Annotated in this window: 27 protein-coding genes and 1 tRNA gene; 5 read left to right on the top strand and 23 right to left on the bottom strand. The window is 65.3% G+C overall.

The features are described from left to right. Positions 1 to 410: 410 nt before the first annotated feature. Positions 411 to 1,502 (bottom strand): hypothetical protein, encoded by a 1,092-nt coding sequence (locus tag U1739_RS19840; protein ID WP_332710342.1) that lies wholly within the window; start codon positions 1,500 to 1,502, stop codon positions 411 to 413. On the opposite strand from U1739_RS19840, the gene U1739_RS19835 reads away from it, so the two are divergent. Continuing rightward, on the top strand, positions 1,501 to 1,668 hold the full coding sequence (locus U1739_RS19835) for a hypothetical protein (protein WP_332710341.1): 168 nt from the start codon (positions 1,501 to 1,503) through the stop codon (positions 1,666 to 1,668). The two genes, U1739_RS19840 and U1739_RS19835, sit on opposite strands and share 2 nt — an antisense overlap. Before the next feature lie 757 nt (positions 1,669 to 2,425). Here U1739_RS19835 and U1739_RS19830 read toward each other — a convergent pair. Continuing rightward, positions 2,426 to 2,581 carry a hypothetical protein gene (locus U1739_RS19830; protein ID WP_332710340.1) on the bottom strand — a complete coding sequence of 52 codons (156 nt, stop codon included), beginning with the start codon at positions 2,579 to 2,581 and terminating at the stop codon, positions 2,426 to 2,428. 451 nt (positions 2,582 to 3,032) lie between these two features. On the opposite strand from U1739_RS19830, the gene U1739_RS19825 reads away from it, so the two are divergent. Then, positions 3,033 to 3,299: a helix-turn-helix transcriptional regulator gene (locus tag U1739_RS19825; protein ID WP_332710339.1), complete on the top strand. Its 267-nt coding sequence runs from the start codon at positions 3,033 to 3,035 to the stop codon at positions 3,297 to 3,299. A 169-nt stretch (positions 3,300 to 3,468) separates the two neighbouring features. Here the strand turns inward: U1739_RS19825 and U1739_RS19820 are convergent, their stop codons facing one another. From U1739_RS19820 to U1739_RS19780, 9 genes are all read right to left on the bottom strand, one after another. Beyond that, entirely contained in the window at positions 3,469 to 3,915 is a 447-nt protein-coding gene (locus U1739_RS19820) for a tyrosine-type recombinase/integrase (protein ID WP_332710338.1), read from the bottom strand. A 156-nt stretch (positions 3,916 to 4,071) separates the two neighbouring features. Beyond that, positions 4,072 to 4,147: transfer RNA gene (locus tag U1739_RS19815), tRNA-Val, on the bottom strand. Positions 4,148 to 4,207: 60 nt separating this feature from the next. Continuing rightward, positions 4,208 to 5,143 (bottom strand): winged helix DNA-binding protein, encoded by a 936-nt coding sequence (locus tag U1739_RS19810; RefSeq protein ID WP_332710337.1) that lies wholly within the window; start codon positions 5,141 to 5,143, stop codon positions 4,208 to 4,210. A 202-nt stretch (positions 5,144 to 5,345) separates the two neighbouring features. Beyond that, entirely contained in the window at positions 5,346 to 6,827 is a 1,482-nt protein-coding gene (locus tag U1739_RS19805; RefSeq protein ID WP_332710336.1) for an NAD(P)(+) transhydrogenase (Re/Si-specific) subunit beta, read from the bottom strand. Between the two features lie 101 nt (positions 6,828 to 6,928). After that, on the bottom strand, positions 6,929 to 7,237 hold the full coding sequence (locus U1739_RS19800; protein WP_332710335.1) for a proton-translocating transhydrogenase family protein: 309 nt from the start codon (positions 7,235 to 7,237) through the stop codon (positions 6,929 to 6,931). Positions 7,238 to 7,368: 131 nt separating this feature from the next. Next, positions 7,369 to 7,728 carry a PH domain-containing protein gene (locus U1739_RS19795; protein WP_332710334.1) on the bottom strand — a complete coding sequence of 120 codons (360 nt, stop codon included), beginning with the start codon at positions 7,726 to 7,728 and terminating at the stop codon, positions 7,369 to 7,371. Then, positions 7,728 to 7,943: a type II toxin-antitoxin system HicB family antitoxin gene (locus U1739_RS19790; protein WP_332710333.1), complete on the bottom strand. Its 216-nt coding sequence runs from the start codon at positions 7,941 to 7,943 to the stop codon at positions 7,728 to 7,730. The genes U1739_RS19795 and U1739_RS19790 overlap by 1 nt, the downstream gene beginning before the upstream one ends. 251 nt (positions 7,944 to 8,194) lie before the next feature. Next, on the bottom strand, positions 8,195 to 9,316 hold the full coding sequence (locus U1739_RS19785) for an NAD(P) transhydrogenase subunit alpha (RefSeq protein ID WP_332710332.1): 1,122 nt from the start codon (positions 9,314 to 9,316) through the stop codon (positions 8,195 to 8,197). Positions 9,317 to 9,327: 11 nt separating this feature from the next. Further along, positions 9,328 to 9,453 carry an aa3-type cytochrome c oxidase subunit IV gene (locus U1739_RS19780; RefSeq protein WP_332710331.1) on the bottom strand — a complete coding sequence of 42 codons (126 nt, stop codon included), beginning with the start codon at positions 9,451 to 9,453 and terminating at the stop codon, positions 9,328 to 9,330. Positions 9,454 to 9,605: 152 nt separating this feature from the next. Between U1739_RS19780 and U1739_RS19775 the strand changes: the two genes are divergently transcribed. Beyond that, entirely contained in the window at positions 9,606 to 11,030 is a 1,425-nt protein-coding gene (locus U1739_RS19775) for a sigma-54-dependent transcriptional regulator (protein ID WP_332710330.1), read from the top strand. Positions 11,031 to 11,034: 4 nt separating this feature from the next. On the opposite strand, the gene U1739_RS19770 is transcribed toward U1739_RS19775, so the two are convergent. From U1739_RS19770 to glmM, 7 genes are all read right to left on the bottom strand, one after another. Continuing rightward, complete coding sequence (locus tag U1739_RS19770) at positions 11,035 to 11,919, bottom strand: bestrophin family protein (protein ID WP_332710329.1); 885 nt, start codon at positions 11,917 to 11,919, stop codon at positions 11,035 to 11,037. A 51-nt stretch (positions 11,920 to 11,970) separates the two neighbouring features. Next, entirely contained in the window at positions 11,971 to 13,035 is a 1,065-nt protein-coding gene (gene folP / locus U1739_RS19765) for a dihydropteroate synthase (protein ID WP_332710328.1), read from the bottom strand. A 127-nt stretch (positions 13,036 to 13,162) separates the two neighbouring features. Then, entirely contained in the window at positions 13,163 to 14,302 is a 1,140-nt protein-coding gene (locus tag U1739_RS19760; RefSeq protein ID WP_332710327.1) for a site-specific DNA-methyltransferase, read from the bottom strand. Positions 14,303 to 14,492: 190 nt separating this feature from the next. Further along, positions 14,493 to 15,113, bottom strand: a complete 621-nt coding sequence (gene rnhB / locus U1739_RS19755) for a ribonuclease HII (protein ID WP_332710326.1) — start codon at positions 15,111 to 15,113, stop codon at positions 14,493 to 14,495. After that, the gene (thiD, locus tag U1739_RS19750; RefSeq protein ID WP_332710325.1) at positions 15,106 to 16,014 is read right to left on the bottom strand and encodes a bifunctional hydroxymethylpyrimidine kinase/phosphomethylpyrimidine kinase; all 909 of its coding nucleotides are present in this window, start codon (positions 16,012 to 16,014) and stop codon (positions 15,106 to 15,108) included. Before thiD ends, rnhB begins: the two co-directional genes overlap by 8 nt. After that, the gene (locus U1739_RS19745) at positions 16,011 to 16,235 is read right to left on the bottom strand and encodes a DUF1272 domain-containing protein (protein ID WP_332710324.1); all 225 of its coding nucleotides are present in this window, start codon (positions 16,233 to 16,235) and stop codon (positions 16,011 to 16,013) included. The genes thiD and U1739_RS19745 overlap by 4 nt, the downstream gene beginning before the upstream one ends. Before the next feature lie 97 nt (positions 16,236 to 16,332). Further along, positions 16,333 to 17,676: a phosphoglucosamine mutase gene (glmM, locus tag U1739_RS19740; protein WP_332710323.1), complete on the bottom strand. Its 1,344-nt coding sequence runs from the start codon at positions 17,674 to 17,676 to the stop codon at positions 16,333 to 16,335. A 77-nt stretch (positions 17,677 to 17,753) separates the two neighbouring features. Between glmM and U1739_RS19735 the strand changes: the two genes are divergently transcribed. Both U1739_RS19735 and U1739_RS19730 read left to right on the top strand, forming a co-directional pair. Beyond that, entirely contained in the window at positions 17,754 to 19,046 is a 1,293-nt protein-coding gene (locus U1739_RS19735) for a dicarboxylate/amino acid:cation symporter (protein WP_332710322.1), read from the top strand. A gap of 79 nt (positions 19,047 to 19,125) precedes the next feature. Beyond that, on the top strand, positions 19,126 to 20,226 hold the full coding sequence (locus tag U1739_RS19730; RefSeq protein WP_332710321.1) for an extracellular catalytic domain type 1 short-chain-length polyhydroxyalkanoate depolymerase: 1,101 nt from the start codon (positions 19,126 to 19,128) through the stop codon (positions 20,224 to 20,226). A 16-nt stretch (positions 20,227 to 20,242) separates the two neighbouring features. Here the strand turns inward: U1739_RS19730 and U1739_RS19725 are convergent, their stop codons facing one another. From U1739_RS19725 to U1739_RS19705, 5 genes are all read right to left on the bottom strand, one after another. After that, the gene (locus U1739_RS19725; RefSeq protein WP_332710320.1) at positions 20,243 to 20,530 is read right to left on the bottom strand and encodes a hypothetical protein; all 288 of its coding nucleotides are present in this window, start codon (positions 20,528 to 20,530) and stop codon (positions 20,243 to 20,245) included. A 94-nt stretch (positions 20,531 to 20,624) separates the two neighbouring features. Next, the gene (locus U1739_RS19720) at positions 20,625 to 21,371 is read right to left on the bottom strand and encodes a metallophosphoesterase (RefSeq protein ID WP_332710319.1); all 747 of its coding nucleotides are present in this window, start codon (positions 21,369 to 21,371) and stop codon (positions 20,625 to 20,627) included. A gap of 197 nt (positions 21,372 to 21,568) precedes the next feature. Next, positions 21,569 to 22,930: an O-antigen ligase family protein gene (locus U1739_RS19715; RefSeq protein ID WP_332710317.1), complete on the bottom strand. Its 1,362-nt coding sequence runs from the start codon at positions 22,928 to 22,930 to the stop codon at positions 21,569 to 21,571. Next, the gene (locus tag U1739_RS19710) at positions 22,927 to 24,156 is read right to left on the bottom strand and encodes a tetratricopeptide repeat protein (protein ID WP_332710315.1); all 1,230 of its coding nucleotides are present in this window, start codon (positions 24,154 to 24,156) and stop codon (positions 22,927 to 22,929) included. Before U1739_RS19710 ends, U1739_RS19715 begins: the two co-directional genes overlap by 4 nt. After that, the gene (locus U1739_RS19705) at positions 24,146 to 26,356 is read right to left on the bottom strand and encodes a GumC family protein (RefSeq protein WP_332710314.1); all 2,211 of its coding nucleotides are present in this window, start codon (positions 26,354 to 26,356) and stop codon (positions 24,146 to 24,148) included. Before U1739_RS19705 ends, U1739_RS19710 begins: the two co-directional genes overlap by 11 nt. Positions 26,357 to 26,532 lie beyond the last annotated feature (176 nt).

Genomic DNA, 26,532 nt, shown 5'->3' with positions numbered 1-26,532 from the left:
GGGTTTATCAGGTGCTGGTGAGGAATAGCGAACAGGTGCTCCCGCCTGCATCGGAGTGAATTATGCAAACAAACGACAACGAGCCCATCAGACAGATGCCTTCGTCGCCAGACGCCCATGGCCAGGCAGCGCTGCTATTAGTCGAAAGCCTCATCCACGGGCTTTGCGAGAATGAGACGTTGAGCGTTCGTGAGGCGGTCGAGATCACCGACCGGGCTGTAAGCGTTCAGTTCGATCAAGCGGAGGAAGCTGACACTCCATCAGGGCCGGGTTGGAAGTCGCATGATCTTCTTATGTCGATTGCGGCGTCGCTAAGGTTCGACGATAATGAGGGGCCAAGGCCTCGTCTCGTAACCGCGTAAATTGGGTGTCTTCTGGCGCCAGACGCTGTTGAAAGCATCCATTTCCGGTCATTCCTCACACAACGCCACCTTGTCGCGCACAATTCGCGCGATCTCCGCCCACGGTCGCAGAAAGCCGCGGTCGTCTAGAAACGCGGGATCGATCGCCGGCAAAAGATACGGCTCATTCGTCGCCTCGGCTGCGGGCTCCTGCCGCCGCGCCTGATCGTAGGTCTGTCGCGGGGCAGCGTCGGCGGGGCGGCGTATCACATGGCCCGGCGCGACGGCCTCGTTCATTGCATCCACCATACCCTGATCGATTGCTGAGAACGCTGCCGCCACACACATAGGCCAGCGTCCGATTGCTTCGAGTAGCAGGCGCTTCGACTTCCGTTTGTTGACCCGGTATCGCGTCGCCGCGACGGTATAGCCGATCGCGTCCCCGACGATCATGTCGAGCACCAGCGCCCTGGGCGCCGGCAGCATCTCGCGCCAGATCCCGTAGGCGTGGTGCATACGTACGCGGTGGATCCGCTCGCCGACCGCACCACCGCGTGTCGACTGATCGACCCGAGCCTCGAAGCTGGCCACCTTGACCGCCACGTCTGCCTCGATACTCCGGTGCACGTTCGCGATCTGCGCCGCCCATTCGAGTTGTTCAGCGTCGATCGTGCCGTTGGCATGGAGCTGGGCCAGCGCGCCATCGTGCGTCCGGGCGGCATGCTCGAGCGTCTCGGGCGTGCCCTGCTTGTGCGACCACCGCGCGGCGATCGATTCCGCGGCCTGCGCCTCGGCGATCAGCCGCGCCTCTTCCTTCCGCCAGACGCTGGCCTTCATGCCCTTCGGTTTCTTGAACACCGGCGGTTTCGGCAGCTGGCCGAGCACCAGCGTTTCGAAGCGCTGCCGCTCGCGCTTCCGGGCCGCGTCGATGCGGCTCAGCCGCAGATTGGCTTGGGCCACCTCGCCAGGAAACGCAGCAGCGCGTTCCGCCAGCGCCCTGCGCGCTCGGTCGATCCGAATCGCCCGCGTTTCATCACCGCTCAATCGCTTGCCCTTTGAAATCTGGATGTTCGCCCGCTGATGCGTGCCAGCCACGGAACGGCATGCGGGCCTGAATCGCACGCGGCGCGTTATGGCTTCTGCAACCGAGGAGAGAGCCATGAGCGATAACCGAGCCGAAGATGACCTGCCCGTCGACGCGACCGAGGTTGAGCAGATCATTCCACCCGAACAACCACCTATGGATGACGCCGCTGGTCCCACGGATGAGGATGATTACGACGGTGATCAGCTCGACGAGAAAACCTTCACGCGCGACGACGATTAAGCTTCGGGCGATCGGGCGCTCCATTCTGCGGAGCGCCCGCCCATCGGCAGTCACGCGACGTCCTCCCGCAACGATGGAAGCGGCCAGCATTACGGCGAGTTCTACGTCGAGATGCCAGGTGGTAGCATTCAAGGCGCCGGCATCGAATATGCTGAACCCGTGTTCGCGGATCGCGAGGCCTATCGCGCGTACATTATCGCGAAGGTCGCTGCCGAGCGTGAAGAGGTCGCAGAGGCAGCTCAGCAGAAGGATGAAGCGCGGTGATCGCGTGGCTACACCGCCTAGGCCGCGGGCAAACCGCTGCACCACGTATCCAGCGTGCTGCCAAGCCGCGCGTCCGCATTCGCGCAGACGGCTGGATCAGGCACATACCCAGCCCGTTTCCGTTTTCACCGAAGATGCTGGTCGAGGTGATGCTCGCCAGCGGGACGGTAATTGGCGATCACCTATCAGATTATGCCGGCTCGTACCCGGACGCCTGGTGGCGGAACCAGGCGCCCAGCCGATCGAACAATATCTGCTTTTACCGGATCGTGGGGGAGCCGCCGCGATGAACGCCCGCCCCCTACCCGCGCGCGCCGCTATCGAACGCGCCGTGGAAGCACTCATCGATCTGCTCGACGAGCTTGATGGCGACGCCGACCTTGAGCCGGAGCACGATATCGGCGCTGACGACCGCGGCGAGCTAATAGGCCAGACTTTCGCAGATCAGCAGCAGCAACACTCGGCGGCGATGCCGCTGCATGGTCCGACCCGATCAGCTCGGGTGGGCTTCGGGCGCTTCGGCCTCGTCGTCCTTCTCGATCGCGTTCGTGTAGGCAGCGCCTTCATCGGCAATGCCGGCATCTTCGCTCTTCTGGGCGGTGTCTTTGAAGTCGTTGGGGCTGGGCTCGGACGGCTTGTGGTCGGACATGACGCTCTCCTAGTTGGGAAGCATCAACGCGCCCGGCCGCTTCGGGTGTCCTTCCCATCTCCCAAAAGGTTTGCGTCTCAATGATCGCTGCCGCTTTCCTATGCCTCGTCACGAACGTGCATGATGGTGACGGCCCCTTATGGTGCGCCAACGGGGTCAAGGTGCGTGTCGCGGGTATCCAGGCCCCCGACTTCGAAAGCGCGGAGCCGTGCCGCCGCGGGAAGGCAGCCTACGTCTGCTCTGATACCCAGGCAGAGCGTAGCCGCGCGATCGTCGAGCGCTTGGTGCTACGGAAGACACTGAGCTGCCAGCCAGTTGGCAAATCCTACGCCCGCGTGGTGAAACGCTGCACGCTACCCGACGGCCGCAGCCTGTCCTGTGCCGCGATCGCCGCCGGCGCGGCCACGCGCTGGGATAGCTATTGGCGCCGGTATCACATGGGAGGGTGCCGATGAGCGTCGGGCCGACAAACTATCCTGCGAGCGGGTTGGCCGGGGAGCGTGAAGCACAGCGCCAGATTGATCGCAGCCGGGACAGCCTGGTTCGCTTGCCAGAAGTGCGGCGGCGCACCGGGCTCTCCACGCCGACCATCTATCGCAAGATGAAGGTCGGCGAGTTCCCGGGCCGGATCGCACTGAGCGCGAACGTGGTTGCTTGGTACGAAAGCGATATCAACAGGTGGGTGTCGGATCCTCTGGGGTGGCAGGTAGCTGCTTAATGTTGCCGCACTTGCATTCTTCGCTGAAATAACAGCTAATCCGTGCTGCTATAGGGGGGATGCTACTATGGGTTTGGCTTACGAGAATTTAGGCAATCCGACACGCCACTTCATGCTCGAAGAAATAGACATGGATGTTGCGAACGGACAATCTACATTAGCAACTACCTTAACCCGCAAGGGTGTGAATCTTGGCCGCGCATCTTGCGAACCGCAGCGGGAACACGTCGCGCTCGAACGCCTGGATTACCTTCTTCGCTTGGACAGGTGACCAGCGAGCGCGCTGAGCGTCGTGCCAATCACGCGCGACTTTTTCAAAGGTCACGCCGGCGGCCGCGTGCGCTGCCATCTTCCGCTTGCGCTCCTCGAGCCCCGGGTCGCGGTGATCGCGGAGCAGGATGCGCGCGCGATCGCGCTCTTCGCGCGCCTTGGTTAGGGACACTTCTGGGTAAGGACCGAAGATCAGCCGCTTCTCCTTGCCGCCGAATCGATATTTCAGGCGCCACGATTTGAAGCCTTTCGTGGTCACGAACAGGTAAAGGCCGCCGGCATCCGACAGCTTGTAACCCTTGTCGCGGATCTCGGCTTTGCGAGCCTGTATGTCTGTGAGTGGCACGATGCCCCCTTTTTTCGCTAGCGTGCCCCCATCATGCCCCCAACCGAAGCTTACTTCGGTGTCGACGGGTGAGAACCCTTGATGCTATGAAAGTGGCGGTTTCCCGGGGCTACTGCAACCCCGTGAAGCCCGCTGGCGACCGCTGAAATGGGGGAGTGGTGGGCGATGACGGGCTCGAACCGCCGACATTCTCGGTGTAAACGAGACGCTCTACCAACTGAGCTAATCGCCCGTAGCGCCAAAACGCCTCGGTCCGCAGCGCATGCCAAAAGCTGGCCCCGCCGGCAAGCCCTCACGCGATGGACAGGCCGGCGCGGCGGATCGCGGCAAAATAGCCGCGCATGCCGTCACGCGCCGTACCCGATAGCGCCATGAAGGCGCGGCGGCGGTCGAACGGGTCTGGCTGACGTTCGAGCAATCCCGCCTCGGTCATCTTGGCGATCCAGCGCAGCGCGGTCGTCGGCGCCACCGCCGCGGCGATACATAGCGACGAGACCGAGACCTGCGCGCGCTCGAGATCGGCGGCGTAGAGATCGAGCAGCATGTCCCAGGCCGGATCCTCGAGCAGGCTCGGTTCGAAGAATTGCGAGCGCAGCCGACGGGATCGAATCGCCTGGCGCAGCTCGACCGCGCTGACCCCGCCCTCCACCGGCGGGCTGCCATAGCCGTTGCGGCGATCATCGACCTTGTAGAACAGCGGCTCGGCGGCGGGATGGTCGTCGCGCGTCAGCCGCGCCAGCGTTTCTGCGATCCGCGCCACTTCCTCGTTAAGCCGGCGCAACCGTGCCGCCTCGGCATCGCGGGCAATCTCCCCGACATGCCGGTTGAGCGGCACGCAGGCGGCAATGCTCAAGGCCGCGACCCGCTCCGTCATGGTCGGGTTGCACAGCAGATGCACGTGGCGACCGAACAGATGATGCGCGGCTTGATCGATCTGATGGTCGTCGATGGCGGCGACGATCCGCGCCTCCCGTTGGCGCGCCTGATCGGCGATCTGAGGCAGCGCGTCGTCGAGCGCTGCCGGGTCGAGGCCTGCCGTCTCCACCACCAGCAATTCGATGCGCATCGGCCGGCGCAACGCCTCGGCGGCCTCCGCCCAACCCTCGTGCAGGATGATGCGCCCACCAGCGGCCCGGATCGCCTCCTGCGGGGCCATGGACAGCCCCGGCTCGGCAATCAGCGCGACGCTGATATTGGTGTCGAACGATGACAATGGGCCGTCGATCATCCCCCGCTCCTCCCGCTCCCCGCATCCGAAATACGCATTTTACGCGCTAGCGGGGAGCCGCACCCCATCCGTTTCGGTGCGACCGCACGGCAGCGGTGCGATCGCGACGTGCGAAACTACCGCCATTGTGGAGCAAATTCGCGCAGGATCCGATCCGAACCGCCGCCATCCGGTCGCTTATGCCGTCCAGCGACTGACGCGATCAGTCCAACGACTTGACGATTTCCTCCACCATCTTCTTGGCGTCCGCCAGCAGCATCATCGTATTGTCCATATAGAAGACGTCATTGTCGACGCCGGCATAGCCGACCCCGCCCATGCTGCGTTTGATGAACAAGACCGTCTTGGCCTTTTCCACGTCGAGCACGGGCATGCCGTAGATCGGCGAGGTCTTGTCGGTCTTGGCCGCGGGATTGGTCACGTCGTTGGCGCCGATCACGAAGGCGACATCGGTCTGGGCGAATTCGCCGTTGATATCCTCCAGCTCGAACACGTCGTCATACGGCACATTGGCCTCGGCCAGCAGCACGTTCATATGCCCCGGCATGCGCCCGGCGACCGGGTGGATGGCGTATTTCACGCGCACGCCATGTTCCTTCAGTTTGTCGCCCATCTCGCGCAGCGCGTGTTGCGCCTGCGCCACCGCCATGCCGTAGCCGGGGACGATGATGACCTGCTCGGCCTGCTGTAGCAGGAAGGCGGCATCCTCGGCCGAGCCGCGCTTCCACGGCCGCTGCTCCTTCGCCTCGCCATCACCCGTCGCCGCTTCCGCGCCGAAGCCACCGGCGATTACGCTGATGAAGCTGCGGTTCATTGCCTTGCACATGATGTAGCTGAGGATCGCGCCGGACGAGCCCACCAACGCGCCGGTGATGATCATCGCTGTATTGTGCAGCGTGAAGCCCATCGCCGCCGCCGCCCAGCCGGAATAGCTGTTCAGCATCGACACGACGACCGGCATGTCCGCCCCGCCGATCGGGATGATGAGCAGGAAGCCGATGACGAAGCTGAGCGCGGTGATCGTCCAGAACACCCAGGCGCTCTGATCCTGCGTAAAATAGGCGACGAGGCCAACGATCGCGGCGAGCACCGCGAGATTGATGACGTGGCGGCCGGGCAGCATGATCGGCTTGCCGCCCATATTGCCGTTGAGCTTGAGGAAGGCGATTACTGAGCCGGAAAAGGTGATCGCGCCGATGGCAATGCCGAGGCCCATTTCGATGCGGGATACGGTGAGGATCTGGCCGGCCGCGTTGGCGATGCCGAAAGCGATTGGATTGAGAAACGCCGCCGCCGCGACCAACACCGCTGCCAGACCGACGAGCGAATGGAACGCCGCTACAAGCTGCGGCATGTCGGTCATAGCAATCCGGCGCGCGGTCAGGATGCCTATAACGGCGCCGAGGACGATAGCGCCCGCAATCCAAAGCAGAGCCCCCTCATTGCCGGGGACATTGCAGTGGTTGTAGTATTCTGGTCCGGCCAACTTGCTAATGCATATCTGGGTAGGCCGATAATGACTGACCAGCGTCGTCACCACGGCGATCGTCATGCCGATCATGCCGTAGCGATTGCCGCGCTGCGACGTCGCCGGCGACGACAGGCCGCGCAGCGCGAGGATGAAGCACACCCCGGCGATCAGATAGGCCAAAGCCGCCCAGGGATTAACGCTTAGGTGTTCCATTTGCTCGCCCGCCTCATTCGTCATGCCAGCGAACGCTGGCATCTCCCCGTTGCTCGCGTGGACAAAGCCGCACGAGACCCCAGCCTTCGCTGGGGTGACGGCTAGTGCTTCGCCGCCGCCGCCGGCTTCTTCTTGTACATCGCCAGCATCCGCGCGGTGACCGCGAACCCGCCGAAGATATTGACGCTGGCCAGCACCACCGCGAGCAGCCCGAGCCATTTCGAGGTCGCTCCCGTGCCCCCGATGCCGGCCGCCGCCGCCGCGATCAGGGCGCCCACGATGATCACGCTGGAAATCGCATTGGTCACCGCCATCAGCGGCGTGTGCAGCGCCGGGGTGACCGACCAGACGACGTAATAGCCGACGAAACACGCCATCACGAAGATCGACAGGATTCCGATAAAGTCCATTCAGTCTCTCCCCGCCCCGCAAAGGTTACAAAGGTTGGCTGAAACATGCGCAAGTTTCACCTTTGCCCCATCGGTTGCCGCCGATCGAATCGAACCATGACAGGTCGAACGCTTGTAGGACAGCATGCTCGTCACCGATCGAGCTTCTGCGCCAGAAAGCTCTGCAACCCCCGCACATCGGTGTTGCGCCCGACCTTGAACTCGATCGCGTCATGCCCCGACAGATAGATGCTGAGTTCCGCATCGAGATCGAACGTCCCCGCCGTCTCGATCGAGAAAGCGGTGATCGAGCGGTACGGCACGGTGAGATATTCGCGCTTGCTGCCGGTCAGCCCCTGGACGTTGATGTACAGCACGCGCCAGTTGGTGAAGGCGATATAATCGCGCACCGTCTTGTAGACGAAATACACCGTCTCGCCATCAGTCAGCGCCTCGCCATGCTTGTCGATCAATTCGCGGGGATCCGCGGCGGTGGCGTTGATCAGGCCCATCAGGCCGCGGCCCGGCGCGGCGCGGGGATGGCGCGGCCCATCTCCTGCGCCGCCTCGATCCAGCAGGCGATCGCATCATAAATATTGTCGAGTGCCTGCTGCGGCGTGTCGCCGTCGGATCGACACCCGGGCAGTTCCGGCGCAATCGCCGTAAAGCCGCCGCCGTCCGCTTCTGACAGGGGCAGGATATCGACCTCATATTCTAACGGGTTCATGCGCGCGTTCCTCGCACGGCGTCGATGAACCTGACCAGATCACGCACGTAAATCGGCTTAATCGGCCGATGAGCGGGAATGGTCAGTATCTTGGCCATATCGACATGCTTCACCTTGTAATGTGATCCTTTGCTCGGCGGCGTGCAAGCGATCCCGAATGCGTTGCAGACTGCTGTAACGTCTTCCATCCGCCAATCGCGCGGATTTGTCCGCATCCGCTCCAGGAGCTTCTCAGCACCAGCCATGCGGAATCAGTTGAGTAGCCTCGTATTGACCACCGCGCCGTCCTTGGTCAGCCGGATCGCATCGCCGATCTCGTCGTCGAGCACCGGCTTGCCTGCGTCCTTGTCCCAGAATGCGCTGAGGAAATTGAACAGGTTGCGCGAAAACAGCGCCGAGGCATCTGCCGCCAGCCGCCCGGCGACGTTACGATGCCCGACGATCTTCACGCCGTTCACCGTCACGACCTCACCGGCCACCGCGCCTTCGACATTGCCGCCCGCCTCGACCGCGAGATCGACGATCACGCTGCCCGGGCGCATGCTCGCCACCTGTGCGGCGGAAATCAGCCGCGGTGCCGGGCGGCCCGGGATCAGCGCGGTGGTGATGACGATATCCTGCTTGGCGATATGCGCGGACACCAGTTCAGCCTGCGCCGCCTGATATTCGGGGCTCATCTCGCCGGCATAGCCGCCGGAGCCCTCGCCCTCGATGCCCGCGACATTCTCGACGAACACGGGTTTGGCGCCCAAGGACATGATCTGCTCCTTGGTCGCCGAGCGCACGTCGGTCGCCGAGACCTGCGCACCCAGGCGCCGCGCGGTAGCGATCGCCTGCAGCCCGGCGACGCCGACGCCCATCACGAACACGCGCGCGGCGCTGACCGTGCCGGCCGCCGTCATCATCATCGGAAAGGCGCGACCATATTCCGCCGCCGCGTCCAGCACCGATTTGTAGCCGGCGAGATTGGATTGCGAGGACAGGATGTCCATCGATTGCGCGCGAGTGATACGCGGCATGAATTCCATCGCCAGCGCCTCGATCCCCGCCGCGGCGTAACCGTCGACGCGGTCGCGTTCGCCGAACGGATTGAGGCTCGCCGCCAGCCACGCGCCGGGCGCGACGCCGGCCAAGGATGCCGGCTCCGGCCCCTGTACGCCAAGGACGATGTCCGCGCCGGCCAGCGTCGCCGCGCGATCGCCCAGGCTTGCCCCGGCGGCCTGGTAATCGGCATCGGCATAGGAAGCCGCGCTCCCTGCCCCCGCTTCGATCGCCATCGTCGCGCCGAGCGCGATGAACTTCTTGACCGTCTCGGGTGTCGCGGCGACGCGGCATTCCCCGGCGGCCTGCTCCTTCAAGACGGCGATCTTCATGCGCGCGGCGCTTAGCGCGAGATCAGGTAGATTACCGCGGCGGCGACCACGGCGCAGGCGAGAGCGCCCCATTTCAGCATGCCGATCACCTGCGCATAGGTGCCTTGATGCGCCTTCATGTCACCGTTACCGGCCATATCCTCTATTCCCTATTCGGCTATTCCCATTCTCGCTTAGCCGCCCCCCGCTTGTCCCTCAAGTCCCAAGACGCGACAGTCGGGACGCGCTTAAGCCCGTCTTTACCCCCCGTCGTTAAGGATACTTGTGACGACTGAGGACGGGAATACGGATGACGCGCAACGGACAGCGCCTTTTGATGCTGATTGACGACGAACCGGCGCAGCGCCGCCTGGTGGCGGCGATCGCGGCGCGGCGCGGCTGGCGCGCGGTGTTCGCCAATGACGGCGAGATGGCGATCGCCATGCTCGGCACGCAGGACGGCATGCAACTCGACGCGATCCTGCTCGACCATTGGGCGCCCGAGGCCGACGCCGCCGCGCTCATCTCCGAAATCCGCGTGCGCCGCCCGGCGCTGCCGCTGCTGATGCTCACCGCCAATGGTTCGGTCGCGCAGGCGGTGGCGGCAATGCGCTCCGGCGCGACCGATTTCCTGGTCAAGCCGCTGGCCCCGGAACGCCTGCTCGCCGCGCTAGACGCTGCCGTCGCCGGCATGGCGGCCGGCGAGTTGCGGCCCTTGACCGAGAAAATCCCGGCGATGCTGGCGTTCGACGAGATCGTCGGCTCGTCGCCCGATTTCCGTTCCGCGCTGGCCATCGCCGCCAAGGCGGCGCGGGCGCGCGTCGCCGTGCTGCTCGAGGGCGAGAGTGGCGTGGGCAAGGAAGTCGTCGCCGAAGCGATCCATGCCGCCTCGCCGCGCTCGAAGCGGCCGATGGTCACGGTCAATTGCGGCGCGATTCCGGCCAATCTGGTCGAATCCGAGCTGTTCGGGCATGAAAAGGGCGCCTTTACCGGCGCGTTCGAGCGGAAGATCGGGCGCTTTCAGGAGGCCGATGGCAGTACCTTGCTGCTCGACGAGGTCGGCGAGATGCCGCTCGAAGCGCAGGTCAAACTCCTCCGCGTGCTGCAATCGGGCGAGATCCACTCGATCGGTGCGCGCCATCCGCGCGACGTCGACGTGCGCGTCATCGCCGCCACCAACAAACGGCTGATCGAGGAGGTCGAAGCGGGCCGCTTCCGCGAGGATCTGTATTACCGCCTCAACGTCGTGCAGGTCACCATCCCGCCGCTGCGCGAACGCACAGCGGATATTCCCGCGCTTACCCGGCATCTGCTCGCCCGCGTGGCGCAGCAGCCGGGCCTGCGCCCGCTCGGCATTACCGACGACGCCCTGGCGCTGCTCGGCGGCTATGACTGGCCCGGCAATGTCCGCCAGTTGCAGAACGCCTTGTTCCGCGCCGCCGTATTGTGCGACGGCGATGCGCTGACCCGCGCCGATTTTCCGCAGATCGCTGCCTTGAGTATGCAGCGCCACACCGCCCCCGGCCCGGTGCCGATGGCCACCAGCGGCGGCGTCACCCTGTTTCATGCCGACGGCAATTTGCGCGCGCTGGAGGAAATCGAGGCCGATGTCATCCGCCTCGCGATCGGCCATTATCGCGGCCGCATGACCGAAGTCGCGCGTCGGCTGGGGATCGGTCGCTCGACGCTGTACCGCAAGCTGGGCGAGCTCGGGATCGATAACGCGGCGGCCTGAGCGCTCACCACAACACGCCCTTGACCGGCACGACCGGCTCCGGCGCGGGATCGCCCAGCGCCTGGAGCAGATCGATCTCGATCGTACGGGTCATCGCGGTGAGCGGCACGTCGTGGACGCTGTCGGCAAACGGATCGACCAGATCGTCGCCGATCTGCAGCACGGCAAGAAACATCAGCCCCGCCACGGTCGAGCCGATCGGCGTGGCATAACCCAAGGTCTCGACCAAACCGATCGGCAGCAACACGCAGAACAAGCGCGTGAAAAAGGTCGGGAAGAAGCGATATTGGTTGGGTAGCGGCGTGTTCTTCAGCCGCTCCATCCCGCCCTGCGCAGTGGTGATGTCGACCAAGGTGTTTTCGATCGACGCCTGCTGGATCGAATCGATCCAGCCATTGGCGCGCGCCTGATCGACTCGCCTGCCGGTGCCATCGAGAATGCCGTTGGCCATGTTGGTGCGGGCCAGCGACGGCGCGGCTTCGTCCGGCGACAGGAAGCGGAACAGCTCGGGCTTGGCATCCTGTCGCCTGAGCTGACAGCGCAGCACCTGCACATACGTGATCTGGCGCAGGATGATCGCGCGTTGCAGATCGCGGCCGTCATCGTCCGGCAGGTAGCTGCGCGCCGCCCGCGCCAGGCTGCGCGATGAATTGATCATCGCGCCCCACAACACCCGGCCCTCCCACCAGCGCTGATAGGCCGAGGTACCGCGAAAGCCGAGGAACAGCGCCAGCGCCGAACCGAACAAGGTCAGCGGCAGCGACGGCGCCTTGAACGGCATGACATAATAGGTGATCGTGACCGCCACGTCCCACACGAACAGGCCGATCAGCGGCCGCCACACTTCCGCGATGATGTGCCGCACGCGCGGCACCGAATCGATGATCATATAAGCCTCCACCGGGCCGCCCCGAACGCGCCACGCCGAGCCTCGGGTGCATCAGCGCCCGATCAGCGCCTGGTCCTTGCAGCCACGCCACACTTTCAACGCTTGTACCGTCTCTGCAACGTCGTGGACGCGGAGCAGTTGCACGCCGGCCTCGGCGCCTTTGAGCGCCAGGGTGATCGACCCGCCCAGCCGTTCGCCCGCCGGCGCCTCGTTGGACAGCGCGCCGATCAGCCGCTTGCGGCTCGCGCCGAGCATGATCGGGCACCCCAAACCGTGGAACAGCGCCAATCCGTTGAGCAGGGCCAGATTCTCCTGCAACGTCTTGCCGAAACCGATGCCGGGATCGACGATGATCTTGGCCCGGTCCACCCCGCCGGCGACGACGGCGGCAATGCGCGCCTCGAGCCAATCGTAGACCTCGATAAGCACGTTGCCGTAACCGCTGCCGCCATGCGGGCCCTTGGCCGGATCGGGCGAATGCATCAGGATCACCGGGCAGCCCGCCTTGGCCACCACGTCCAGCGCACGATCGTCCCACGACAGCGCCGCGACGTCGTTGACGATGTGCGCCCCGGCGGCGAGCGCCGCCTCCATCACCGCGGCCTTGCGCGTGTCGATCGAGATCAGCGCGCCACCCTTGGCGAGCCGCTCGATCACGGGGACGACGCGCTTGATCTCGTCGCCTTCCCACACGGTGGGCGCGCCGGGGCGGGTCGATTCGCCGCCGATATCGATCAGCGTCGCACCCTTGACGGTCATGTCGAAGCCAGCGCCGGCGGCGGCCGCGGCATCGCCCAGATGCGCGCCGCCGTCGGAGAAGCTGTCCGGGGTGACATTGAGGATCGCGGCGACGCTTGGCTGGTCGAAGCGCAGGATGCGGTCGCCGAGCGTGAGTGCCGCGCGGGGGGCGGTGATCGCGGCGTGGAGTTTGGCGGCGCGCGCGTCGGTGGCGAGCAGGCGGTCGAGATCGACGATGGGGACGGTGCGCCGTGTGTCGCCCTCGATCACGTCATAGGCGGCGAACCATTGCAGCCCGCCGGCGAGCCGCGCGACGTCGCCGTCTCGGCCGATGGGGGAGTCGACGAACTGGGTGGGGCGGAGGTGGAACGCGTTCATTAACTGTACCTTCCCCGGCGGACGCCGGGGCCCAGTCGTGGAACGCGGCAGTATCTAGCGTTGCGCACCGTAACCTCCACCTTCGCGACTGGCCCCCGGCGTTCGCCGGTGAAGGACGTAGGGGAACTTACGGCTGCGTCGCCAGCAGATATTCCTGGCGCAGCGCATCGATCGGCTTGAGTCCCTGGGGCGTTTCATAATGCCAGAAGGTCCAGCCGTTGCACGCCGGCGCGCCCTGCAGCACCGAACCCAATTTGTGGATCGAGCCCGTAATGTCTCCCGACAGCACCGAGCCGTCGGCCCGCACCGTTACGCTGTAGCGCCGTTTGGCATCGACCAACACTGCGCCCGCCAGCAGCATGCCATTCTCGACGATCGTGCCGAACGCCACGCGCGGCGCGGCCTTGGGGCTCTGCATCGTCTTCAGCGCGGATTCGTCCAGCGGCAAGGCCGCTTCGATCCGCTCGATCGCCGCGGCGCAATAGTCCGCCTCGCGCTCGATGCCGATCCAGCGCCGGCCCAAACGCTTGGCCACCGCGCCGGTCGTGCCGGTGCCGAAGAACGGATCGAGCACCACATCGCCGGGCTTGGTGCAGGCCAGCAGGATGCGATAGATCAACGCCTCGGGCTTCTGCGTCGGATGGACCTTGACCCCGTCCTTCTTGAGCCGCTCCTGCCCGCCGCAGGTGGGGAATTCCCAATCGCTGCGCATCTGCAGTTCGTCGTTCAGCGTCTTCATGCTGCGATAGTTGAACGTGTAGCGCGCCTTCTCGCCCATCGACGCCCAGATCAACGTCTCATGCGCGTTGGTGAAGCGCGTGCCCTTGAAATTGGGCATCGGATTGGTCTTGCGCCAGACGATATCGTTGAGGATCCAATAGCCCAGATCCTGGATCGCCGCGCCGACCTTGTAGATATTGTGATAGCTGCCGATCACCCAGATCGCGCCATTATCCTTCAGGATGCGCTTGGCCTCGGCCAGCCATTCGCGCGTGAACTTGTCATACGCGCTGAGCGAATCGAACTTGTCCCATTCGTCGGTCACGGCATCGACATGGCTGCCATCGGGGCGCGACAGATCGCCGCCCAATTGCAGATTGTACGGCGGATCGGCGAAGATCAGGTCGACCGACTTGGCCGGCAGCGCGCGCATCGTGGCGATGCATTCGCCCATCAGGATCTGGTCGAGCGGCAGGTCCGCGGCCGACGCCCGGACCAGCTCGGCCGGCGTCCGCTCCCGTGCCCGCACCTTATCGATAACGCCCATTAACCTAGCCCCCGTGTCTTGCCCGGCCATCCCTGCGGATGTGCGGACTCCGGTCAAGCGAACATTGGTTAACGAAAATCCCTGCCAAATCGTTAACCCGGGAGAACATTACGGGAGCGTATCCAGATGTTGAGCCTGGACTTATCCACAGGGCACCAGCGATGGGGTGTGGCGCGAAAGACTCAGCCGTTCAAAGACCGTCGGGAAAATCGAAAAAAGTCTGCGCGACGGGACCGAAGCTTCGGCGATGCAGCGGCGACGGCCCGTGTTCGCGCAACGCGGCGAGGTGCACGCGGCAGCCATAACCCTTGTTCGAGTGCCAATTATACTGCGGATATGATTCGGCGTGCGCGATCATGATCGCATCGCGGGTATGCTTGGCGACGATCGAGGCGGCGGCGATCGACAGGCTGATGGCGTCGCCGCTGACGATCGGCGTCGCGTCATAGCCCCAGCGCGGCAGGCGGTTGCCATCGACCAGCACATGGCCCGGCGCACAGCCGCCCGCTTCCGCCACTGCGTCGACCGCCAGCGTCATCGCCTTCATCGTCGCCCAATAGATGTTGAGGCTGTCGATCTCGTCCGCCTCGACGATGCCGACGCCAACGATCGCGCAACCGCGCAGTCGATCGTGCAGGCGCAGGCGCTGGGCCGGGGAGAGCTTCTTGGAATCGTTGATGCCGCGCGGAATGCCCTTGGCGGGCAGGATCACCGCTGCGGCGACCACCGGCCCGGCGAGCGGGCCGCGGCCGGCTTCATCGACCCCGACGACGGGGGCGAGGCAGAGCTTTTCGTGTTTGAGGCTAGGCATTGGTCAGCCGGTCATAAGGGGCGAGACCGAGCGCATGGCCCATCGGGCCGTGCCCCTGCCCCAGGCCGGGCGCATGGGTCAGCGCCGCACGGACATAGGCGATGGCGCGGTCGATCGCGTCGGTGAGCGGCAGGCCGGCGCCGAGGCCCGTGGCAATGGCACTGGCCAAGGTGCAACCGGTGCCGTGGCTGTGCCGAGTGGTGATGCGCGGGTTGGTCCAGCGGGCGATTTCTTCGCCGTTGCGGAGCAGGCCGTCGATGACGTCTGGACCTTCGGCGTGGCCACCTTTGACGAGGAGATAGCCCGTCGAATCTCCCTCTCCCTCTGGGAGAGGGAAGGGGCCCGCGGCGAAGCCGTGGGAAGGGTGAGGGTGATTGGTGCGCGGCTCCCCCGCTTCGCCCTCACCCTTCCGCCGCTCCGCGGCTCCCTCCCTCTCCCAAAGGGAGAGGGAATTTGCTTCCAGCACCTCCAGCTCCGGCAAATTGGGCGTCGTCACCGTCGCGATCGCCATCAGCCGCTCGAACGCGGCGATCGTCGCCGCGTCCGCCAGCACCGAGCCGCTGGTCGCGACCATCACCGGATCGAACACGATCGGCACGTCCAGCCGCTCGAGCCGATCGGCCACGGCATGCGCCGTCTCGGCCGAACCGATCATGCCGATCTTCACAGCGTCGACGCCGATATCCGAGATGCACGATTCGATCTGCGCCAGCACCATCTCGGTCGGCACCGGCATCACGGCCTGCACCCCCAAGGTGTTTTGGGCGGTGATGGCCGTCACGGCCGTCATGGCATGGCCGCCGAGCATGGTGACCGTCTTGATGTCGGCCTGGATGCCCGCGCCGCCGCCCGAATCCGAGCCGGCGATGATCAGGATGCGCGGCGTTTTTGAAGGCGTCACGACTGGAAGCGGCGCGCGGTCGCCGCAGGATTGTTGACCAAAGCCTTGCCGCTGCGGGTCGGGCGATCGAGCAATTCGCCGCCGCAATTGGGGCAACGTTCGTCGAGCGCATCGGCGCATTCGGCGCAGAAGGTGCATTCGAACGAACAGATGAACGCGCCGGGCGCCTGCGCCGGCAGGTCAGCGCCGCAGCGTTCGCAATCGGGGCGCATGTCGAGCATTACTCCCCTCCCGCTTGCGGGAGGGGTTGGGGGAGGGCCTGTAGCGACATGCGGCCTACATGCCCTCCCCTAGCCCCTCCCGCAAGCGGGAGGGGAATTAGGCCGCCGCTACCCTTACCGCATCGCAGATCCGGTCGACCACGCGCGTCACCTGCGCCGCGTCATCCCCCTCGGCCATCACGCGGATCACCGGTTCGGTGCCGGAGGGGCGGATCACCAGCCGGCCGGTGCCGGCCAGTTCCGCCTCGGCCTCGGCGATCACCGCTTTCACCGCTTCCGCTTCCAGCGGCTTGCCGCCCTTGAAACGGACGTTCTTGAGCAATTGCGGCAGCGGCTCGAAGCGGTGCAGCAACTGGCTGGCCGGCGCCCCCGCCCAGACCAATTCCGCCAGAATCTGCAGGCCGGCGACCAGCCCGTCGCCGGTGGTGGCATAGTCCGACAGGATGATATGCCCGCTCTGCTCGCCGCCGACATTGTAGCCCTGGGCGCGCATCGCCTCCAGCACATGGCGGTCGCCGACCGACGTGCGCACCAGCCCGATGCCCTGCGCGGCAAGATGCCGCTCGAGCCCGAGATTGGACATCACCGTGGCGACCAGACCGCCATTCTTGAGCCGCCCGGCGCGCGCATAGCCGCTGGCGATCGTCGCCATCAATTGGTCGCCATCGACGACATGGCCGAGTTCGTCGACCACGATCAGCCGATCGGCATCGCCGTCTAGCGCGATGCCGAGCTGGGCGCCGCTCGCCACCACCGTCTCGCACAGCAGGTCCGGCGCGGTCGAACCGACACCGTCATTGATATTCTTGCCATTGGGGCTGACGCCGAGCGTGATCACTTCCGCGCCCAATTCCCACAAGGCGGACGGCGCGACCTGATAGCCCGCGCCATTGGCGCAATCGACGACGATCTTCATCCCGTCGAGCGTCAGATCCTCGGGGAAGGTCGATTTGGCGAAGTGGATATAGCGTCCGCGGGCATCTTCGACGCGGCGCGCGCGGCCGATTTCGGCCGGCGCGGCGAGCAAGGCATCGCCCCCGTCGATCAGCGCCTCGATCGCCGCCTCGTCCTCATCCGACAATTTGTAGCCGTCCGGCCCGAACAACTTGATGCCGTTGTCGCCATACGGGTTGTGGCTGGCGGAGATCATCACGCCCATATCGGCGCGCATCGATTGCGTCAGCATGGCCACGGCCGGGGTCGGCAGCGGCCCGAGCAAGACGACATCCATCCCCACCGAGGTGAAGCCCGCGACCATCGCGTTTTCGAGCATATAGCCCGACAGCCGCGTGTCCTTGCCGATCACCACGCGGTGGCGGTGATCGCCGCGACGGAAATGCGCGCCCGCCGCCATGCCCACTTTCATCGCCATCGCCGCGGTCATGTTGGCACCGTTCGTGACCCCACGAATACCATCCGTGCCGAAATATTTCCTTGCCATACCAAGCGTTCCTGTCCGCTATGCGTTCGACGGTCTAGTGCCGCACTCGTTACCATATGCCATATCGAAGGTTCATGATGTCGCAAGCCACCCGTATCCTACTGGCGCTGGTCGTCGGGCTCGGCGGGGGCATCGCGCTTGCCGCGACCGCGCCGAGCGCGGTGGAGGGGACGATCGCCGTCGCGCAGCCGATCGGCACCGCCTGGCTGCACGCGCTGCAGATGACGATCGTGCCGCTGGTCGTGTCGCTGCTGATCACCGGGGTGGCAGCGACGGCGGAGGCGGCACAGGCCGGGCGGCTCGCCGGACGCGCGATCGCGCTGTATATCGCGCTGCTGTTCCTCTCGGCGCTGGCGGCGGCGATCCTGACCCCGTTATTCCTCGAAATCGTGCCGTTGCCGCGCGAATCCGCCGCCGCCTTGCGGGCGGCGATGATCGGCGCGGAAACAATTCCGGCGGTACCGCCGCTCGGCCAGTTCTTCGCCGATGTGATTCCGGGTAACGTCGTCAAAGCGGCAGTGGACAATAGTTTCCTGTCGCTGATCATCTTCGCCTTGATCTTCGCCTTTGCCATGACGCGCACCGCCGCCGAGTTGCGCGTACTGCTGACGCAATTCTTCACCGCGATCCGGGATACGATGCTGGTGGTGATCGAATGGGTGCTGTGGATCGGGCCAGTCGGCGTGTTCGCGCTGGCGCTGGTGGTGGGCGCCAAAGCCGGGACCGGGGCGTTCGGCGCGCTGATCCACTATCTCGGGACGGTCGTCGCGGTCGGCTTGGTGGTGTCGCTTGCCGCCTATCCGATCGCGGTATTTGGCGGACGCACGCGGCTCGGCGCCTATGCCCGCGCGGTGCTGCCGAGCCAGGCGGTGGCGGTGAGCACGCAAAGCTCGCTCGCCTCGCTGCCGGCGATGGTCGAGGGGGCGAGTTCGCTTGGCGTGCCGGTGGCCACCTCCGGCGTCACGCTACCGCTGGCGGTGGCGATCTTTCGGGCGACCGGACCGGCGATGAATTTTGCCGTCGCCATCTATATCGCCGTGTGGTTCGAGGTACCGCTGACCCCGGCGACGCTGGCGGTCGGCACGATCGTCGCAACGCTCACCTCGCTGGGCTCGGTCAGCCTGCCTGGCACGGTTAGCTATGTCAGCGCGATCGCCCCGGTGGCGGCGACGATCGGCGCGCCGGTGGCGCCGCTCGGGCTGCTCGTCGCGGTCGAGACGATTCCCGATATCGTCCGCACGCTGGGCAATGTGATGATGGACCTGGCCACCACGCTGACCTTATCACGCCGCAATCGGGACACGCCGATAGCGCCCGACCAGGCTGGATCGGGCGCTCCGGACCCGTTCCGAAACCCGACACTTCAATAATTATGCTGCAGTGCAGCAACAACTGCGATAGTCTGAGCGTTCTTTAAGCGGTCGATCCTTCGGCCGAAGGAATGACGCAATGCCCCGTATTTCCGAAACCCTGGCGGCGCTCGCGGCGGCACGGATCCCGCCGGCACCGCGCGGCCCGGCGCGCTTGCAGCCGGTGGCGCCGAGCGACAGCAACCCCGGCGCGCTGGCGGCGTGGAGTTATGTGCCGGCCGATCTGCCGCCCGGCGCGCCGCTGGTCGTCGTGCTGCACGGCTGCACCCAGAACGCCGCCGGCTACGATGCTGGCACTGGCTGGTCGCGCCTGGCCGAGCAAGCGGGCTTCGCGCTATTGTTTCCCGAGCAGCGCCGCGGCAACAACATGAACCTGTGCTTCAACTGGTTCCAGTCCGAAGACATCGTGCGCCGCGGCGGCGAGGCGGAATCGATCGCGCAACTGACCGAGCAGATGATCGTGGCGCATGGCCTGGACCGCGATCGCGTGTTCGTCACCGGCCTCTCGGCCGGCGGCGCGATGACGGCGGTAATGCTGGCCACCTATCCCGATCTCTTCGCTGGTGGCGCGATCATCGGCGGGCTGCCTTATGGCAGCGCCGGCGGCGTCTCGCAGGCGATGGAGCGGATGGCCGGGCGCCAAGCCAGCGACGGCGATGTTGCGATCGTCGCGCGCGCCTCGGAACATCATGCCGGGCGCCAGCCGAGCGTGGCGATCTGGCATGGCACGGCCGACTCAACGGTGACGGTGGGTAATCTCGATCAGCTCGAGGCGCAGTGGCGCGGCGTGCACGGCGTCGGGGCGGCGGCCGCCAAGACGGTAACGGCGCCGGGGTGGAAGCATGAGAGCTGGTCGGCCGACGGGCGGGTCGTGGTCGAGACCTGGCGCATCGCCGGCATGGGCCATGGCGTGCCGATCGATCCGAGCGGACCCGAGCGGCTGGGGGCGATTGGCCCCTATATGCTGGCGGCCGGGATCGACAGCACCGCTGCCATCGCCCGGTCGTGGGGCTTGATCCCGGCTACGGTGCCCGTCGTCGCGCGGCCGGCACCGAAGCCGGCAATGACCAGTGCGCCGCGGCCGGCGCGAAAGCCCATCCCGATCGCGCGGGCCAAGCCGGCGAGCGGAATCCAGGGCGTGATCGAAGATGCGCTCCGCGCCGCCGGCTTGCTGAAATAAGCGAGCGGCGCTGCGTTCAGGCGTCCGGCGCGCGCGGCGGCGGCAGGCGTTCGGCAAGCGTGGCAATGCCTTCGCCGAAAAACGACGCCTGCGCGACGCCGTCGATCTGCACTGGTCGTTCCGGCGTCAGCGTGGCCGCGACGCGGTGCTGCGGGTCGAGCCCAAGCCAGGCGCGCACTGCGCCTTCCAGGCTGGTCACTTCGGCGATATCGCCGCCCCCGCGCGGCACATCCTCGAGCGCAGCGCTCATCCGCCAATCGATTTCGGGCGTCTTGGCGGCGCTGCCCCAGGTTGCTTCGGTCATGTGCCTCTTTCATCATGGCCAGGATCGGCCTTGCTAAAGATAAGCCCCGACCCGGTCAGCATGTTCCGCAGCGCGGCCCTTCGCCGCACGGCCGTTATCCGCCGGTGGCCAGGAAGCGCACATCGCTCCCCTCGATTACTGCCGCGGTCAGGATACCGGTGCGATAAGCGCCGGTATCGATGCCGATCCGGTTGGTGCGACGATCGACGCCGTCGCTGATCGTATGGCCATGCACCACCATACAGCCGTGATCATGCCCGTCGGACAGGAACGGTTGCCGGATCCAGCGCAGATCCTGTGGCTGCTGCTGCTCGATCGGAACGCCGGGGCGCATGCCGGCATGGACCAGTAGATAGCCGCCAAAGCGGAAAGTATCGCCAAAGCCTTCGAGAAAAGCGATGTGGCGCTGCGGGATGGCCGCGCGCAATTGCTCGGCAATACGCTGTTCGCTCATCGCCTGCAGCGCCGCCGCGGGCACGCCATAGCTTTCCGCGCACGTATCGCCGCCATAGCCCAGCCAATCATAGGCCAGGCCTGGTTCGGCGTTCAGCACCCGGAGCAACACTTCCTCGTGATTGCCCATCAGGAACAAGGCCTTGGCCGGGAAATGGCGCAACGTGCAGAGCCGTTCGACCACCCCAGCCGAATCGGGGCCGCGATCGATCAGGTCGCCCAGGAAGACGATGCCGATGGTCGGCACGGGACGGGCGAGAATATCATCCTCGATCTGCGCCAAGAGATCGTCGAGCAGATCGAGCTGACCGTGAATATCGCCCACGGCATAGACACGCTGCCCCTCCGGACCGGCATATTCCTGCTCGGCCGAGATGCTGGCGGACATGCGACGAAAAAACTTCAGAACCAAAATTGACCTCAGACCGAACGAGCGGGGCTTTAAACCCTGGTGCAATACTATGTAGGGGCGATCGCACCGGCAACCATGGCCTGAACGTGCATCGCGCCCAATTCGATGCATGTAGCGCTGAAATCAGCGCCGACCGGCCCGACGGGGCCTGTGGGCCACCGGCCCAACGGCGGCTAAAGATTGAGATGCTTGGCGGATGATGGCTTATCGCGCTGGCGAACATGCGGCCTGGCGCCGGCGATCAGCGCGATGCAGGCGGCGAAGACGGCCGAGAGCGCCGCGGTGCGCAGCGGATAATCGACCAGGCTGTGCAGCAATATCGCGGTCGCCGCGATCACCGCGGCTTGCGCAAACTGGTCACGATCTTCGGCCCGCCAGATCGTGCGCGCGCGTCGTGCGCCCCAGAACAACACCAAAGCGGCCAGCGCGATGCCCGGCACGCCGGTCTCGAGCAGCAACTCGAGCCAGTCGTTATGGGCGTGGTTCATATAGGTGGAGGTAACCGAAGCGAGCGGTTCCTGCGTATGATAGACCGGCTGGAAGCTGCCAAGACCGGAGCCGATCGGCAGATAGTCCCGCGCCGCGCGGAAGGTCAGCGCAAACGAGGTCTGGCGCGAAATCTCCACATGATCGGTTTGCTCACCGAACAGGTTGTTACCGAATGGACCGATCACGACCAGCAGGATCACAGCCGCGGTCGCTGCCACCGTGAAGATGGCAAGCGCGCGGCGCAGCGCCCGCCGCGGCCGGCCGAAGGTCAGCCACGTCCCCAACGCAACCGGCAGCAGAAGGCCAAGGCCGGCTTGCGACCCGTTCATCAACAGCCCGACCACGATCACCGCATAGATCGCGCCGACCAACAACCGTACCGCCGAAGCGGTGCGCGGCGAGCCACGGCGGCGCAGCACGGCCGACTGCAGCGCGGCCAGAAACGGAATGCACACCAGCAGCAAGGTGGCGCTATGGTTGCTGTTGGCGAAGAAGCCGACGGCGCTGCCATAATTCGTGATCTCGTAGAAATAGGCGCTGTCCGCCCCGCCGATCACTTGGATCGTGCCGATCAACACCGAAATGAGCGTGACCGCGACGATGACGCCCGCAATGCTGCGCGGGCGGAACGCGCCGAGCGCGACAATGCCGAGAAATGTCGCAATGGCCGGCAACAGCCATAACAGGCTGGCGAGCGTCGCCTCCGGCGCAAGAGTCAATGGCAGCCACGGCAACGGCGTGCCAAGCAAGCGATAGCCCTCGATCACCGGCGTTCGGCCAGGCAGGTGCGTCCAAATTGCCGGCGGCAGCGGCACCAGCTGCAGCAGCGCAATCGCCACGAGCAAGGCCAGCAAGATGAGCGCGCTGCGCACCTGAGGGGCAAAGCCCGTATTGATCAGCTGCCATAACGACCAGGCGATCAACGGCAATGCGGCTAGCTGCAGCGAGAGATTGGCAATGAAGCCCGCCGCGCTGGCGCCGCCGAGCAGCAGACACGCCAGCAGATATACGGGGACGATCGCGTGGCGGAGCGCGGTGCGCGTCATCGCACCGCCCCCGCTGCCGGCCGCACATCGAGATCGCGGAAGACGAGATTGATTGGTGCCGCAAACTCCCCGGCAGTGCCCGTCAGCGTCAGTTGCTGCGCCGGGCAGTCAGACGGCACGGTGAAGGCCGCGACGATCCGATGCCCCTCGCCCGATTCGGTGCCGGTCGCGGGCAGCGTCATCAGGTCGCTCTTGGCGCCGGCGCAACGCAGCGACCAGGCCAATGACGGCCCCACACTGGCCTTCGCGCCTTCCACGGTAACCGCAAAGCGATAGGCGCCAGGCGCAAGCATCAACGTCTGGCGCGCCAATTCACCCGTATCCCGCCCATAATAGGTCACCGCCAGCGTCTGATCGCGAATGTCTGCCGCACCTAGGCTGGCCGAGGTCAACGTCCAATTGAACGGTGGCGATCCCGTCAGCCGGCGGAAGCCCCCGTCGAACACCAGCGGCGCGACCTGGGCGGCGGAGAGACGATAGACGTTGCGCCACACCGATCGTGCCTCGGCGTAGCGCTCCTCGTTCACCAAACGGTTGATCAATACCGGTCCCCAACCGCCATTGACGCCCGCATCGCGCCGGGCCGCAGCGCTGGCCAGCGCAAAGATGGCGGCGGGCGGGCTGTCGGACTGGGCGAGCGTGATCAGGACCGCTTGCTCGAGCGCCGGGTCTGCCTGCAAGGCCCGGCGAGCCGCTGGATACATTGCCGGCATCTTGATCATGGCCGCCAATGCTGCAGCAATCGGCGCCCGGGCCTGACCGACAAGTCGCGTGGCGACGGCAAATTGCGCAGCAACGTCATCATAACGTCCGGCCTTCAAATAACTGTCGAGCAGCAGCAGATGGACCAGTCGGTCACGGGGATCGAGCCGCTGCGCAGCCTCAAGCGTGGCAATGCCGGCGGACAATTGGCCATCGTGCAATTGTTGATGACCAGTTACCAGGTAAGGCCGCGCGTCGAGTGGCGCGGCCTGCGCAGCGCGCCGCACCGCAGCCAACGTCGCCGTTGGCACAACGCCGCCGCGTGTGGTGATCAATGCCTGCGTAGCATCCTCGAGCACGGTATCGGCATTATTCGGAGCAATCTGCGCGCGCACCGCCGACGAGGTCGGCAACGCGCGCACCGTAGCGGACCGGACGCAGAGCCAAGCGAGCACCACAGCACCGATCGTCAACAGGATCCCGGACAGCAAGCGGCGCGGGGCAGGCGAGCCCTTAGGCGTCATTCTTGGTCGTCAGCATGATCCGACGCTTCTTGTCCTTGCCATCAGCGACATACTTATACTGGTCTTCCTTCGGCTTATAGCCATAGCCATAGCCGTATCCGTAGCCATAGCTGAAGGCGCCTTGCGGCTGATACCGCGTCAAGATTGCGCCAATCAGGTGGGATCCTGCGGTTCTCAAGCGGTTCTGCGCCTCGATCACCGCGCGTGTGCGCGTGCGCCCGGCTTCGACCACCATCAACGTCGCCTGCACCTTGGTCGATAGCAGCGGCGAATCGGCCAGGCCCAGGATCGGCGGGCCATCGATCACGACGTGATCGTACGACGCGGCCGCTTCGGCCAGCAGCGAAGTGAAGCGAGCCGAGGCGATCAGTTCCGGCGGGCTCGGCGGCAGCGTGCCCGCCGGCATGATCCACAGACCCTCCACTTCGGTGCGCAGCACATGATCAGCCAGCGCGGTGTTGTTGGTCAAAACATGCGACAGGCCGATATCGTCGCGACCAGTGACGAATACCGGGCGGCGCATGTCGGCATCGATCAGCAGCACCTTCTTGCCCAGTCGCGTAAAGCTTTGCGCCAGCGCCCAGGCCGATGTCGACTTGCCTTCGGCCGGACGCGTGCTCGTCATCAGCAACGTCTTGGGCGCGCCGCCTTCGCCAACGAACTGCAACGCGGTGGCGGTCGACAGATAGGCCTCGGTGACAGACGATAGCGTATCCTGCAGCTCGTCGATCGGCTTGCCCGACTTGGCATAGGGAATACCGCCCAGGAACGGCAACTTCAGCTTGTCGCGCACATCATCCGGCGTCTTGATCGTGTCGTTGACGAATTCGAGCGCGATCGCCGCTAGCATGCCCAGCGCAAAGCCCAGTGCGGCGCCGATCATGATGTTCAGTGCCAGATTGGGCGAGAACGCACCACTGGGCACCTGGCCGCGATCGACGACCGAGGCGACGGCAGTACCGATGCCGCTGGAGACACCGATCTCCTTATAACGCTGCAACAACCCGTCATACAGCGTACGGTTGGTATCTACGTCGCGCTGCAAAATGGTATAGCGAATGCGCCGGCCACGCTGGTCGAGTACCGACGAGCTGAGCCCCGCGACCTGCGCGCGCAACCGGTTTTCTTCGCCCTGTGCGGCACGGAATTCCTCTCGCAAGGTGCCCAAACGGTCCGATTTCGCGCTGCGCGTTTCGCTGACCACAGACGCGCGCAGAGCGTCGATGCGCGCCTTCAGCGCCACCATATCGGGATAATCAGGACGGAATTCCTGCAGCTTTTGCTGATATTCGGAATTCAGCCCGGCAATCTGCGCGCGCAATCCCGCCGCATTGGCGCTTCCTTCGGTGGTGGCGCCACCGGCTGCGGCTTCGCGATAGCGCTGCTCGGCGGCGATCCGCCGGGCTTGGGTCGTCGCGAGCGCAGCGTTGAGCGACACCAGCGTACTACCGGTCAGCGAATTGGTATCGCCCGATGCCTCACCGCTGCCGGTCGAAATCAGCCCCTGTTGCTGGGCATAGGCCGTCAGCTGCCGTTCGGAGTTTTCAAGGTCACGCCGCGTATTGGCGATCTGGCGTTGCAGAAACTCACGCGCATACGACGATGATTGATACCGCCGTTCAAGATTGCTTGCGACATAAGCATCAGTGATGCCGTTGACTATCCGCGCCGCCAACTGCGGGTCCCGGCCGACAAAGGAGATTTTGACCAACTGGCTCTGCGGCTGCAGCTGCACCGTAGTGCCGGAGCGCACGACTCCAGTCGCTATAGCCATATTGCTCGCACGATTCGTGCCCGTCCCGACGATCGCCGGGTTGCTGGCAAGATTGAGATCCTGCGCCACGCGCTCAGCCAGCGCTCGGCTGGTCAACAGACCAAGCTGAGTGCCGACGAAATTCGCGCCACTGCTTGATGCGGTCTGACGACCGCTCTTTTCAGCTTCCCCCGCCATCACTTCAACCTCGGGCGGCATCAATTCGATCGTCGCCACTGACTGGTATTTCAACGGGGTCAGCAGCGTAATCAGTACGGCCGCGGCAATGCCGACGCCGGTCGCCGCCAGGATGAGCCAGCGCCATTCGAACAACACGCGCCACAGCAGGCCGAGCGACAATTCGCGTCCACCCTGCCCCGTGCCGTCACTTCCGGCGCCGACGCCCGCCGTCTGCGCCACGAGATCGCGCGACGGTTCGCGGTTCACGGGCAAATTTGTAGGGCCACTGGGCGCGCTGCTCGACATCGGGGAATCCTACAGTGAATATCGGGGGGTTGAGGGTGGATCGAGGGAAAAGCCGTCGTCAGATTGGCCCGCCCCAACCTGCCGGCTAATCAGCCTGCCGAGCTCGCTGCCCCTACAGCGCGCGCGCATGCTGAATG

This window comes from Parasphingomonas puruogangriensis (assembly GCF_036663635.1).
Taxonomy (GTDB): domain Bacteria; phylum Pseudomonadota; class Alphaproteobacteria; order Sphingomonadales; family Sphingomonadaceae; genus Sphingomonas.
The sequence above is the reverse complement of the archived record's forward strand: the minus strand, read 5'-3'. Positions and strand labels throughout refer to the sequence as shown.